Source organism: Leeuwenhoekiella aestuarii, assembly GCF_004104055.1.
Classification (GTDB): Bacteria; Bacteroidota; Bacteroidia; order Flavobacteriales; family Flavobacteriaceae; genus Leeuwenhoekiella; species Leeuwenhoekiella aestuarii.
Window position 1 is genome coordinate 145,697 of the sequence record NZ_QOVJ01000006.1, and the last position, 12,629, is coordinate 158,325.

Annotated in this window: 12 protein-coding genes; 8 read left to right on the plus strand and 4 right to left on the minus strand. The window is 37.4% G+C overall.

The genetic code is table 11. From position 1 onward, the window contains the following. Positions 1-102: 102 nt before the first annotated feature. Positions 103-1,311 (plus strand): MFS transporter, encoded by a 1,209-nt coding sequence (locus tag DSM03_RS14740; protein WP_128762514.1) that lies wholly within the window; start codon positions 103-105, stop codon positions 1,309-1,311. On the opposite strand, the gene DSM03_RS14745 is transcribed toward DSM03_RS14740, so the two are convergent. Continuing rightward, positions 1,301-2,695, minus strand: coding sequence for a hypothetical protein (locus tag DSM03_RS14745; protein ID WP_128762515.1), 1,395 nt, complete (start codon positions 2,693-2,695; stop codon positions 1,301-1,303). The genes DSM03_RS14740 and DSM03_RS14745 overlap by 11 nt on opposite strands. A gap of 105 nt (positions 2,696-2,800) precedes the next feature. Beyond that, positions 2,801-2,998 (minus strand): DUF1328 domain-containing protein, encoded by a 198-nt coding sequence (locus tag DSM03_RS14750; protein ID WP_128762516.1) that lies wholly within the window; start codon positions 2,996-2,998, stop codon positions 2,801-2,803. Positions 2,999-3,324: 326 nt separating this feature from the next. On the opposite strand from DSM03_RS14750, the gene lipA reads away from it, so the two are divergent. From lipA to DSM03_RS14765, 3 genes are all read left to right on the plus strand, one after another. Continuing rightward, on the plus strand, positions 3,325-4,197 hold the full coding sequence (lipA, locus tag DSM03_RS14755; RefSeq protein ID WP_128762517.1) for a lipoyl synthase: 873 nt from the start codon (positions 3,325-3,327) through the stop codon (positions 4,195-4,197). Positions 4,198-4,208: 11 nt separating this feature from the next. Beyond that, on the plus strand, positions 4,209-5,204 hold the full coding sequence (gap, locus tag DSM03_RS14760) for a type I glyceraldehyde-3-phosphate dehydrogenase (protein ID WP_128762518.1): 996 nt from the start codon (positions 4,209-4,211) through the stop codon (positions 5,202-5,204). A 163-nt stretch (positions 5,205-5,367) separates the two neighbouring features. Then, positions 5,368-7,482 carry a tetratricopeptide repeat-containing hybrid sensor histidine kinase/response regulator gene (locus DSM03_RS14765; RefSeq protein ID WP_236638918.1) on the plus strand — a complete coding sequence of 705 codons (2,115 nt, stop codon included), beginning with the start codon at positions 5,368-5,370 and terminating at the stop codon, positions 7,480-7,482. Here DSM03_RS14765 and lpxK read toward each other — a convergent pair. Then, a complete protein-coding gene (gene lpxK / locus DSM03_RS14770; protein ID WP_236638921.1) occupies positions 7,457-8,482 on the minus strand; it encodes a tetraacyldisaccharide 4'-kinase in 1,026 nt (341 codons plus the stop codon). The genes DSM03_RS14765 and lpxK overlap by 26 nt on opposite strands. Positions 8,483-8,659: 177 nt before the next feature. On the opposite strand from lpxK, the gene DSM03_RS14775 reads away from it, so the two are divergent. From DSM03_RS14775 to DSM03_RS14790, 4 genes are all read left to right on the plus strand, one after another. Then, the gene (locus DSM03_RS14775) at positions 8,660-9,754 is read left to right on the plus strand and encodes a Nif3-like dinuclear metal center hexameric protein (protein ID WP_128762519.1); all 1,095 of its coding nucleotides are present in this window, start codon (positions 8,660-8,662) and stop codon (positions 9,752-9,754) included. A 1-nt stretch (position 9,755) separates the two neighbouring features. Beyond that, positions 9,756-10,535, plus strand: a complete 780-nt coding sequence (locus DSM03_RS14780) for a zinc ribbon domain-containing protein (RefSeq protein ID WP_128762520.1) — start codon at positions 9,756-9,758, stop codon at positions 10,533-10,535. Positions 10,536-10,664: 129 nt separating this feature from the next. Continuing rightward, on the plus strand, positions 10,665-11,309 hold the full coding sequence (gene msrA / locus DSM03_RS14785) for a peptide-methionine (S)-S-oxide reductase MsrA (protein ID WP_128762521.1): 645 nt from the start codon (positions 10,665-10,667) through the stop codon (positions 11,307-11,309). 16 nt (positions 11,310-11,325) lie between these two features. After that, the gene (locus tag DSM03_RS14790) at positions 11,326-11,760 is read left to right on the plus strand and encodes a DUF4174 domain-containing protein (protein ID WP_128762522.1); all 435 of its coding nucleotides are present in this window, start codon (positions 11,326-11,328) and stop codon (positions 11,758-11,760) included. On the opposite strand, the gene DSM03_RS14795 is transcribed toward DSM03_RS14790, so the two are convergent. Further along, positions 11,757-12,551, minus strand: coding sequence for a class I SAM-dependent methyltransferase (locus DSM03_RS14795; protein WP_128762523.1), 795 nt, complete (start codon positions 12,549-12,551; stop codon positions 11,757-11,759). The two genes, DSM03_RS14790 and DSM03_RS14795, sit on opposite strands and share 4 nt — an antisense overlap. Positions 12,552-12,629: the final 78 nt, after the last annotated feature.

Consider the following 12,629-nt stretch of genomic DNA (forward strand, 5'->3'; position numbering starts at 1 on the left):
AGACCCCACCCGACTTGTTGTGTTATAACTCGTAAGAGTAGATATATTTTATAAAAACACAAGTCTGGTAAATCACCAGACTTTTTTTATGCCTATACATCAATGAAAAAACTACTACAAACTTATCTTAATACTTTTAAAGGCTTATCCAGGGAAGTCTGGTGGCTTGCTTTAATTACTCTGGTCAACAGAGCCGGCGCTATGGTAATCCCATTCCTGTCGCTTTATCTAAGAGATGACCTGGGCTTTAGTTTAAGTAATGTGGGCTGGGTAATGACAAGCTTTGGTTTTGGATCTTTATTCGGTTCCTGGCTAGGTGGGATACTTTCAGATAAACTAGGTTACTACAAAACCATTTTAATAAGTTTGCTTGCAACCGGAATTGGTTTTTTAGGTCTTCAGTTTATAAGCAGTTTCTGGGCGGTATGCTTAGGCTTTTTCGCCTTAATCGCTGTTGCCGATATGTCTAGACCTGCCTTTTTCGTTGCCTTGAGCGCTTACAGCAAGCCTGAGAATAAAACCCGCTCTTTAACGTTAATTCGTTTAGCAATAAACTTGGGATTTTCTGCAGGTCCTGCATTAGGTGGAATTATCATCGCCAGCATCGGCTATTATGGCCTTTTTTGGGCAGATGGGATTACGTGTATGTTAGCGGGAATTCTTTTAATACAAACATTAAATCCAAAGAAAGCGAAAGAAACCGATCAGGAAGAACGTATCAAAAATCCGTTATCGCCTTATAAAGACCGTCTTTATATACTTTTCCTTATTGCTCTGGCTTTGTTTGGAGTTGTATTTGTACAGTATTTTTCGACTGTTCCAGTTTTCTATAAAGAAGTTCGTTTTTTAAACGAATCTCAAATAGGACTTTTACTAGGACTCAACGGCTTACTGATTTTTGTATTTGAAATGCCATTAATTGCATTTATGGAGCGTAAAGGATGGAATCAAATAGCAAATGTTATTAGTGGCTTTATCTTCACCGCATTGAGTTTCGGCTTTTTCTATTTAATGGGGTGGAATGGCTTTTTGGTCATCGGAATGATTGTTGTCACATTGGGTGAGATGATTGCTTTTCCCTTTGGCAATGCTTTTGCCTTACGTCGTGCTAAGCTAGGAAGACAAGGAGCTTATATGGGGTTATACAGCATGTCCTTTTCTTTGGCTCATATTTTTGGCCACAACAGCGGGATGCAACTCGTTAACGCTTTCGGTTATAACAAAACCTGGCTCGCAATGGTCGCAATCAGCTTAGCAGGTATTCTCTTGTTGCTCTATGTAAAAAAGAAAAGTCTAAAGATTAAAATTTAGATTTACCCAAATAGGTACTTATAAGCTCGTTGTAAATAGGCTTTATTTTTAGCAACTCGGTATTGGGAATTTCATAGAGTACATCGTAAGAAGTGTAGCCTTGTTTCAGCAATTCTTCTAAGTAGAAATATGCAGTATTATAATCTTCATCTTGAGCAGAAAGATTGATAATGTCTAAATACGACTGATAATCATCAGGATGTAACATAGTCATTAGCACATTAGAAAAAATACGCTGATCGATAAGACCTACTCTATTTAAAGTAAGAAAGTCGTTTACCGTATAATCTAAATAACCCAGCATACGTTTTGCGACTTTCTGTTCTTTAGGTTTCAGGGAATCTTTAGCTGCTAGTTTAAAGTCATTGATTCTACTATCCCAATATCCTAAATTCTCAAAGTTAGCTAATGCGATGTCTTCTTCTAAAAAGTATGAGACATCATCCAGAAGCAAGACCTCTTCAAGATTACCTGCTTTATGTTTCCGCTTTGCAGATTTATAAGCATCTGAACGTCTTAGCGAACGTTGCAAATCTCTTATAGGGCCCAGATCTACACTCCCCCTGTAATCACTTTTTATATCGGCAACCAAATCATAAGCAGTGAGATACTCTTCTTGTTCGATTAGATTTCTCATGGTGTTTAAATCAAACTTAGCATGTTTTTGCCAGATAGTGTCGGGCACCTCTAAATCAAGACGCTCAGCGTTGAGATGCGAAAGCCTGTTGATTAATGTTCCTAAAAATGCTGCGCTAGGCCAAGTATTCGTATCACTATATTCATATAAAGCATTATCACTATCAAAAGTGCGCATCATATCAAAATAATCTTCCATCTGATAGTAATTTGCAGAAGCTTCACCTACTACACCCATCACCGTATTTCTTTTAGATCGTTGCAAGTATTGATTGGCATAAAACACATCATCTACAAGAAGCAAATTTTTAGAGCCGGTTATTATATAAGAAACAGCGCTGGCGACCTGAGCCCCACTTTTTAGTCCAGCCATAAAGACCTCATTTTTATTGATGGCGACTTTTAAAAAAACATCCCTCATAATCTGCACAGCAATAGTTGCATTTACATCAAGACTGTCTAAATCATTATACAACGGCTTATTGTTCGCCACAACTACAAAATCCTGACCATCTATACTTGAAACGAAAAGACGTGCCGCACGAGTACCTTCACCACTCGGATCAAAGACAAACAAAACTTTTTCAGGTCTATCTGTTGAATAATTTCTCGGTAAAAAAATTGAATAAGGAACATCGAGTGTATCGCTTGTAACTCTTGTCTCTGAAACAAGACCTCTTAATAAAGTTTCTTGACAAAATACCAGTGAAGAAGTAAGCAACAAAACGAACAATATAACTTTTTGCATAGGTTTTTATAAAAAATACTACAATAATTGTGCTACAATTTAGGCAATAAAAAAACTGCTTTGTATTAAAGCAGTTTTAAATATAAGGGCGAAAGAGTGTAATTTTTATGATTCTACACGTTGTGCGATTTGTTTAGGATTTTTCTTGAATAAGAATTTAGCAAACAATGAAACTACAAAAAGGTCCGCAGCTATTAGAAATATAATACGTGCTGCTTCTGTCGCCCAAAGATCAAAACCTCCAAAACCATATATTCCTGCTACAACTGCTATTATCAAAAAAGGAAGAGTAAATCGTTTCATCATAGTATTTTTTAAATTATTAACTGGTGTAAAAGTAGTCTGATAATCAGGGCTCTTATCCCAACAAAATCCTAATTACTATATTTTTAACGATAACAGTCTAAATATGTTAACGAGTTCAGAAAGTAAGCAGCTTTAAAGCAAACCAGTAAGGAATTAAAAGGAAACAGCTTTGGACTTCAAGGCAAGTCTAGGAGCATTTAAATCTCGATTATCGAGTAAGATCTTAAAGCTTTTACGACTCAACTAAAGCACATGCGTAGTCGATTAGATTACAGCCGCTATTTGCCATACAGTTTGTATCTTTACATCGCAAAAAAATTGGAATGAATACCGAAACCACTATAGCTCCTGTTCGCACCCCAAAACCAAAATGGCTACGGGTTAAATTACCAACAGGAAAAAAATATACCGAATTAAGAAGTCTTGTAGATAAGTATGATTTACATACTATTTGTACTTCAGGAAGCTGCCCCAATATGGGAGAATGCTGGAGCGAGGGTACGGCTACATTTATGATCTTAGGAAATGTTTGCACCCGTTCTTGTGGATTTTGTGGTGTAAAGACGGGAAGGCCCGACACTTTAGACTGGGAAGAACCTGAAAAAGTGGCGCGGTCTATTAAATTAATGGGGATTAAACATGCAGTAGTTACATCTGTAGATCGTGATGATCTTAAAGATATGGGTTCAATTATGTGGGCTGAAACGGTAAAAGCTATCAGACGTATGAATCCTGAAACTACACTTGAAACGCTTATTCCAGATTTTCAGGGAAATGAGCGCAATATAGATCGCATCGTTGAGGTTTCTCCAGAAGTGGTTTCTCACAATATGGAAACAGTTAAGCGTCTTACCCGCGAAGTGCGTATTCAAGCGCAATACGAGCGCAGTTTAAGTGTTTTAAAATATCTGAAACAGCAAGGCATCAGAAGAACAAAATCTGGAATTATGCTGGGTCTTGGCGAAACAGAAGAAGAAGTTCTTCAAACCATGCGTGACTTGAGAGATGCTGATGTAGATGTGGTAACCATAGGTCAATATCTACAACCTTCTAAAAAGCATTTGGAAGTTAAGCAGTTTATCACGCCAGATCAGTTTAAAAAATATGAGGTTTTAGGCTTAGAAATGGGCTTCCGTCACGTTGAAAGCAGCGCATTGGTACGCTCATCATACAAGGCTCAGAAACACATCAACTAGCACTTAATAAAATGGCTAAAATCAAAATCGGCATAAACGGTTTTGGACGTATAGGCAGAAGACTTTTTCGTCTTTTAGCTGAGCATCCTTCTATTGAAGTTGTAGCTGTTAATGACAAAGCAGACGGTGCAACTCTCGCACACCTTCTTAAATACGATAGTATACATGGTATTTTTAATGCCGAAGTAAATTTTGCAGAAGGTTTCTTAATCCTAAATAATTCCCGCATTAAATTGTATCAGGAAAGTGAGCCCCAAAACATCCCATGGAGTGATCACAAATTAGATCTTGTAGTTGAAGCGACAGGTAAATTCAAGACTTTTGATTCTTTAAAAGGGCATTTAGCCGCAGGAGCTTCAAAAGTTATTTTGAGTGTTCCTCCTGCAGATGATCGCATTAAAACCATTGTTATGGGTGTTAATGAAGATTTGATAACGGGTGATGAGCAAATCATTTCTAACGCGAGTTGCACCACTAATAATGCAGCTCCAATGATAAAAGTGGTTAAAGATCTCTGCGGAATTAAACAAGCCTATATTACTACCGTGCACTCCTATACTACAGACCAAAGCTTGCACGATCAACCACATCCTGACCTCAGAAGAGCTCGTGCTGCCGGTCAATCTATCGTACCCACTACAACGGGTGCTGCAAAAGCCTTAACTAAAATATTCCCAGATCTTGGTGATGTCATAGGAGGTTGTGGCATACGTGTACCAGTACCTAATGGATCTCTTACTGATGTTACACTAAATGTAGAACGTGAAACTACAATTGAAGAAATCAACAATGCTTTTCAAAAAGCTTCAGAGGGATCTTTAAAAGGAATTCTTCAATATACTACCGTTCCTTTAGTTTCTATAGATATTGTAGGAAATGAACATTCGTGTATCGTTGACGGTCAAATGACTTCAGTGATAGGTAACTTGGTGAAACTCATAGGATGGTATGATAATGAGACCGGTTACTCGTCAAGACTTATTGATCTTATTCTAAAAATATCTTAAATATTTCAATAGTTTTTTATCGTTATTTCAGCAAAGTGGCTATATTAGTAATTCAATGAAAACAATAATGCCGCTCGACAGAAAACTACTTGTCGCCTTTTTGCTTTTTTTTTCAGTCCTTGGTTTCAGTCAGAAATCAAGAAGAACTGAAAATGCACAAAATATGAAAATTGATTCATTGCTATTAAAGGGAGCTATGGCAATGGATCAAGCAAACTTTGATGAGGCGGTTAATAAATTTAAAGAAGCAGAATCCTTATCTCAAAAATCACAAAATAGCAGCAGCTTAGCCATCAGTAATCAGCTGTTGGGTAAAATTTATTTTGAACGCGGTGAAATTGAATTTGCAGGAAACTACATTTTAAATGCAATAAAGATTCACCAACAACTTCAAGAACTCAATAATCTTGGTCAAGACTATTTAATCTATAGTCAGATTCTCATAAAAACAGGGAATAGCGAAAATGCACTGCCCTTTCTGGAAAACGCAGAACTCATATTTTCCAATACAAGGGATGACGATTCCAGAACCTTACTTGCAACGACATACCTATACGAAGGGAACATATTACAAGAGCTTAGAAACGATCAGGAAGCATTGCTCAAGTATCAAGAAGCACTTTCTATTCTTCAAAAAGTCAAAACTAAAAACTACTATTTACTAGGACGGGTAAATCTGCAAGAAGGTCGGGTTAATTATAATCTAAATCAGTTTACAAAAAGTTTAGAATTTGCAAACTATGCATATGATATAAGCCTTAACAATAACCTCCCACAACTTGAAGTTGATGCCTTGGCTCTCCTGAGCAAGATCTATAATAAAATCCAAGATTACAAGAAGGCATATAACAATTTAGCTCTTTACAATCAGAAAAAACAAATCTACTTTGGTGAGCCCAATTCTGAAACTAAAAATGCCACCATTAGAAACGCGTTACTGTCAAGTATTAACCCTAAGGATTTTGACCCGGGCAAACGTGTACAGGCTAATAAAATAACAACGGTTCTTATAATTGCGCTCTTTACAATCCTTTGTTTATTAGCACTTTCCCTTTACAAAAACAACAACCTGAGAGCAAAAGCAAACGAGTTACTTCAAGCTAAAAATGCCGAATTAGTTATTGCTAAAGAAAATGCTGAAAAAGCTTCTGTTGTAAAAGCTCAATTCTTGTCTACCATCACGCACGAGTTGCGTACTCCTATGTACGCCGTTACCGGACTTACCCATTTATTATTGAGTGAAAACCCTACTGAAGAACAAAAGAAACACCTAGACTCTCTCAAGTTTTCTGGAGAATATTTACTCTCACTCATCAATAATATACTCGACCTTAACAAGCTGGAAGCAGATAAAGTTGAAGTAGAACAGGCAACTTTCAACCTTCGTAAACGTGTAGATGATGTGCTATTTGCTTTAGAACGTTCTGCTCAAGAAAAAGGCAACAAACTGAATCTAGAATACGATAATGAAATTCCTGAGCAGATCATTGGAGATCCTCTTATGATTTCTCAAATTCTTATAAACCTAATCGGAAACGGAAACAAATTCACCCGTGATGGCAATATATTTATAAGAATCAAACAATTAAGCCGCAACGAAACTCAAACCTACTTGCATTTTGAAGTAGAAGATACCGGCGAGGGAATCAGCAAGAAGAAGCAAAAAGATATCTTTCAGAATTTCACACAAGGCTCTGTACAGATCAATAGAAAGTTTGGCGGTACCGGTCTGGGACTATCTATTGTTAAGCGTCTTCTTACATTGCAGAAAAGTAATATTGAACTGGAAAGCACCCTGGGAAAAGGATCTAAATTCTTTTTTGACATTAAATACGGATTGGCAAAATCTAAAAATAACGAACCCGAAGAACGCGTGTACGAAATTGATTATGAAGCCCTAAAAGGCAGAAAACTCCTGGTTGTTGAAGACAATAAGATCAACCAGATGATTACACGTAAAATTCTTGAGAAAAACGAGATGGAATGCGAAGTAGCAGACAACGGTGAGATCGCGATAGAAAAAGTTCGTTTTGAGAATTTTGATCTGGTACTAATGGATATTCACATGCCGGGAATAAGCGGTATTGAAGCAACTCAAAAGATTAGAGAATTCAATAAAGATGTGCCTATTCTCGCACTAACAGCGGTAACAATCGATGAAAATATAGATGATTTTTATCTGGCAGGCTTTAACGATATTATCCCAAAACCATATAAGGTTGAAGAATTCTTCTTTAAGATACACAACGCTCTTAAACGTAAAAACGTAATTCTTTAGACTTCACAAAATCTTTGATTTTCTCATCAAAATCAGCTTGCTCATAGAGTAACTTAAAAGAAATTGGAATATAATACAATGCTGCTTTTTTCAACTTCCCACGAAGACGCACGTAATCTTTCTCTGTAGTAATTATTATCTTTTGCTGATCTAAATCCGCCAATTCAGCATCTGTAAAATTATGATGATCACCGAATTCAATAGGGGTATACTTGACCTCTTTCTGATTGAGATAATCTAAAAATGGTTTGGGTTTTGCAATCCCGGTAACTACGGCCACTTCTTTCTCAAGCAATGTATTAAAAGATACTACTCCTGATTCTCCTCGCAAAGAATCGTATGCTATTGCTGCAAAAAACACCGAAGCTTCAGAATATGCTTTAATTCTATGTTTAATCTGTTGTTGCTGATCAAGGCTTAATTCCTCAGGACATTTAGTCACCACAATAATATCTGCCCGATCTGCACCAACTCTTGATTCGCGTAAGTTTCCGGCAGGTAAAATCAAGTCTTCATAAAAAAGATCATTATAAGCAGTAAGCATAATCAACAATCCGGGTTTCACCTTTCTATGCTGAAAAACATCGTCTAAAACAATGACTTCTGGTTTAATACTTTTACTTCGTAAATTCAACACTCCTTCTACCCTGCTTTCACAAACTGCGACTTGAACAGCTTTAAACTTTCGGGCAAATTGCAAAGGTTCATCACCCACTTCAGAAGCTAAAGAATCTGGTGTTACATCATAATATCCTTTTGTTATTCTTCCGTAGCCTCTACTTAAGGTTGCGAGCTTATGCGTATCCTTAAGTAAATTCAGAACATACTCGGTCATAGGCGATTTCCCGGTTCCTCCTACAGAAAGATTTCCTATTCCTATAACCGGGAAGTCATATTCCTGAGAATCAAAAATCTTCGTATCAAAAAAATAATTACGCAGACGTGTGACACCGTCATAGGGCACCGAAAAAGGCCAGAGTATTTTACGCAATTTTTTCACAGCACCGAAGGTATAATTTTTAGACTAAAGACCCACACGCAGAGTTTCAGCCTAATGACTTAATAATAGCTCCTGATTTATTTTGGCTTTGCCTGATCAAAAATACGGGAACTTATAAAAAGGGGTGGTAAGACACGAGGCTTTAGTTAACTTTACTGCCTTAAAATTAATTTGTTTATGATCGTTAAAGATATCATTTCAGCTCTCGAAGAGTTTGCCCCACTCGCTTATGCAGAAGATTTTGACAACGTAGGTTTACTTGTAGGAAGCAAAAGCACTGAAGTTAGCGGTGTCTTAGTGACACTCGACACGCTCGAAAACACAATTGATGAAGCTATTGCCAAAAACTGCAATCTGATCGTGAGTTTTCACCCTATCATTTTTAGCGGACTCAAAAAAATTACGGGTAAAAATTATGTGGAGCGCGTAATACTTAAAGCCATTAAAAATGATATCGCGATCTATGCGATTCATACCGCTTTAGATAATATGCCGCACGGTGTAAGCAAAGGGATGTGTGATGCTTTGAATCTGAAAAACAGAAAAATTTTAACCCCTAGACCAAACGCAATAAAAAAACTAATTACTTATGTACCTAAAAATGAAGTCATCTCCGTACGAGAAGCTTTGTTTAAAGCCGGCGCAGGTAACATAGGAAACTATGAGCAATGCAGTTTTAGCACTAAAGGCAAAGGCACATTTAGGGGTAACGAAGAAAGCAACCCCACAATTGGTAATCGCCTGGAATTACATACAGAAAAAGAAGTTCAGCTTCATATTACGTTTGAAGCGCGTTTAGAATCAGCTGTTCTAAAAGCACTTTTCAACGCACATTCTTATGAGGAAGTCGCTTATGAAATCACAACCTTAGATAATCAAAATCAAAATATTGGGATGGGCATGATAGGCGAATTAACCACTCCTCTAGAAGAATTAGATTTCCTGAATGTGGTTAAAAAAGCTTTTAATGCAAAAGGGATTAGACATTCTGCTTTATGCAACAAGTCTGTAAAAAAAGTTGCTGTTTTAGGCGGAAGCGGGAGTTTTGCAATTAATGCTGCACGTAGAGCCGGTGCCGATGCATTTATTACCGCAGACCTTAAATACCATCAGTTTTATCAAGCTGAAGATCAATTGATTCTTGCAGATATTGGCCACTATGAGAGTGAGCAATTCACAAAAAATATTTTGACCGACTTTCTTACGAAAAAATTTACTAATTTTGCAGTCGTTTTATCAGACGAAAACACCAATCCTATTAAGTATTTATAATATGGCAAAAAAGACCGAAGCAACTGTAGAAGAGAAACTCAGAGCATTATATGATTTGCAGCTGATACACTCTCGTGTTGATACCATACGCAACGTGCGTGGTGAGCTTCCTTTAGAAGTAGAAGATCTTGAAGATGAAGTTGCAGGATTAAATACCCGACTTGAAAAATTAGGAGGTGAGCTTAGCTTGATCGACGATCAGATAAAAGCTAAGAAAATTCTTATTGAAGACGCAAAAGCTGCAATCAAGAAATATACCGAGCAGCAAAAAAATGTGCGTAACAACAGAGAATACAACTCACTAAGTAAAGAAATCGAATTTCAGGAATTAGAAATTCAACTTGCTGAAAAGAACATCAGAGAATTTCGTGCTCAAATAGAGCAGAAAAACGAAGTTATCAATACTACTAAAGAACGTGTAGAAGAGCGCAAAAAGCACTTGAAACATAAGAAAGAAGAACTTGATGAGATCTTAGCAGAAACCGAAAAAGAAGAGCAAGCGCTTCTTGCAAAAGGAGAAAGCTACGAAGATCAAATCGATGAGCGCCTTGTTAAAGCCTACAAGCGTATTCGTTCTAACGTGCGTAACGGTCTTGCTGTTGTTGCAATAGAGCGTGGAGCTTCAGGAGGTTCTTTCTTCACAATCCCACCACAGGTTCAAGTTGAGATTGCCGGTCGTAAAAAGATCATCACAGATGAGCATAGTGGCCGTATTTTAGTTGACGAAGAGTTGGCTAAAGAAGAACAACAAAAAATGGAATCGATTTTCTCTAAAATCTAAGAAAGCCGTTTTTCGATATACAAAAGCTCCGTATCACGGAGCTTTTTTTATACCCTATTTTTAGAGTTTAACAGGGTATTAGCAGAGCTGTACTGGTGATTCTCCTATATTAGTATCAAACTCAAACCTATGAGACTTTGCTCCCTTCTTATGCTTACTTTATTTATAGCTACAAGTTGTAAAAACCCCGGCCCTTCTGCCGAAGACCAGAGAATGGCTCAATTAGAACCCGTACAAACCGAAGCCGTAGATGGCTACGAGAGAGCTTATTTTGCAAGCGGCTGCTTCTGGTGCGTAGAAGCTGTATTTGAAAGCGTAAAAGGGGTTAAAGAAGCTGTAAGCGGATATTCTGGAGGAACTCAAAGCAACCCAACTTACAAACAAGTGAGTTATGGCCAGACCAATCACGCCGAAGCTGTAGAAGTTTTTTACGACCCTAAAGTCGTTAGCTTTAGAAATTTGGTTCTGGTATTTTTTGGCTCACAAGATCCAACGACCCTAAACCGCCAGGGCCCTGACCGCGGGCGCCAATACCGTTCGATTGCTTTTTATCAGAATGACGATCAGAAAAAAATCATAGAAGATAGTATCACCGAACTTAACGACACGGTTTATGACGGTGCTATTGTCACTCAGGTTTTACCCTTTCAGAAATTCTGGGAGGCGGAAGGCTATCATCAGAATTACGAGAAAAATCATCCCAACGATCCTTATATTCAGGGTGTATCACTACCCAGACTCAATCGTTTTAAAAACAATTTCCAGAACTTTTAAAAGACAACGCGCACTAATGAGAACTATCACCAATTTAGCTCTGTTTTTATTTGCCCTATCCTCTAACGCCCAAGAAGATTTTTTAAAGTATAAGTGGCGTAATCGCATCTTGGTCTTTTCTACTGCCAGCTTAGATAACGAAACTTTTATTGCACAGTGGGAAAAGTTTAAAAGTTCTCAGAAAAAGCTAGAAGATCGTAACATGCTGCTTTTTGTTTTAGCAAAAGGGCGTATTTATGACAAAGAATTAAAGGTGATTCATCACTATCATATCGCTCCACTGCGAAAGAAATATCAAATCCCACAGACTTTTAATGGAATAACCCTAATAGGAAAGGATGGTCTGGTTAAACTTCAAAAACAGTTTGCAATAGAGCCTCAGCTTATTTTTGAAACTATAGATCAGATGCCGATGAGACAGCGTGAAATGCGTGAAAATCTTGACGATTAGGGCTTTGTCGCTTTCAATTCAAATAATAAAGGATACAACTTATTCTGCAACTCATAACCCGCTTGAGTCTCTTGCAGATCTGGTAAGATATTATAAGGAGAAGCATCATGCTCCTTTAGATATTCAATTCTTAAGCCTGCTTCGGCTAACGCAGATACTACAGCTCCCAAGCCGTGATTCCATGTATATTCTTTTGTTGTTATAGCTACATCTTTTTCGGCATAGGTCCCAGTATTTTCTTCGTATATGAGTTCGTCTTGCATATAACCGTATCTCATTTCAGGTGGATTTTCTCGATAATCCCACATCCAAACGATTGGATGAAATTCTACGATATAAAATACGCCTCCCGGCTCTAAACAATTTGTAATCATTTTCGCCCAAGGTTTTAGATCTGGCAACCAACCTAGCACGCCATAACTTGTAAATACAATATCATAAGTTTGAGTGACTAATTCTGCAGTGTCTAAAACATTTCCGCAGATAAACTGAGCGTCAAAATTCAATTCAGCATTTAATTTCTTTGCAGTTTCAATAGCCACGTCAGAAATATCTATACCGGTACAAATAGCTCCTCTTCTGCTCCAACTCAAAGTATCCTGACCAAAATGACACTGCAAATGCAATAAGGATTTCCCCTCAACATCAGGCAACGCATTTAACTCATAAGAATTCAAGCTGCTTTTACCGTTTTTAAAAGCTTCAACAGCGTAGAAGTCACTTGTAAGATGCGGTTTAACCTTTTGATTCCAAGTCTCTTTATTGATCTCGAAATAATCGTTCACTTCCATTTTACAAAACGTTTAACACCTAATCACGTCAGGCTAAAGTATTTTAATGGACAAAATAAGCAATATTAACCTACATCA

Excerpts from the sequence above, each read along its gene's own strand:
- DSM03_RS14740 (WP_128762514.1), top strand. The coding sequence starts at position 103 with ATGAAAAAACTACTACAAACTTATCTTAATACTTTTAAAGGCTTATCC.
- DSM03_RS14745 (WP_128762515.1), bottom strand. The coding sequence starts at position 2,695 with ATGCAAAAAGTTATATTGTTCGTTTTGTTGCTTACTTCTTCACTGGTA.
- DSM03_RS14750 (WP_128762516.1), bottom strand. The coding sequence starts at position 2,998 with ATGAAACGATTTACTCTTCCTTTTTTGATAATAGCAGTTGTAGCAGGA.
- lipA (WP_128762517.1), top strand. The coding sequence starts at position 3,325 with ATGAATACCGAAACCACTATAGCTCCTGTTCGCACCCCAAAACCAAAA.
- gap (WP_128762518.1), top strand. The coding sequence starts at position 4,209 with ATGGCTAAAATCAAAATCGGCATAAACGGTTTTGGACGTATAGGCAGA.
- DSM03_RS14765 (WP_236638918.1), top strand. The coding sequence starts at position 5,368 with ATGAAAATTGATTCATTGCTATTAAAGGGAGCTATGGCAATGGATCAA.
- DSM03_RS14775 (WP_128762519.1), top strand. The coding sequence starts at position 8,660 with ATGATCGTTAAAGATATCATTTCAGCTCTCGAAGAGTTTGCCCCACTC.
- DSM03_RS14780 (WP_128762520.1), top strand. The coding sequence starts at position 9,756 with ATGGCAAAAAAGACCGAAGCAACTGTAGAAGAGAAACTCAGAGCATTA.
- msrA (WP_128762521.1), top strand. The coding sequence starts at position 10,665 with ATGAGACTTTGCTCCCTTCTTATGCTTACTTTATTTATAGCTACAAGT.
- DSM03_RS14790 (WP_128762522.1), top strand. The coding sequence starts at position 11,326 with ATGAGAACTATCACCAATTTAGCTCTGTTTTTATTTGCCCTATCCTCT.
- DSM03_RS14795 (WP_128762523.1), bottom strand. The coding sequence starts at position 12,551 with ATGGAAGTGAACGATTATTTCGAGATCAATAAAGAGACTTGGAATCAA.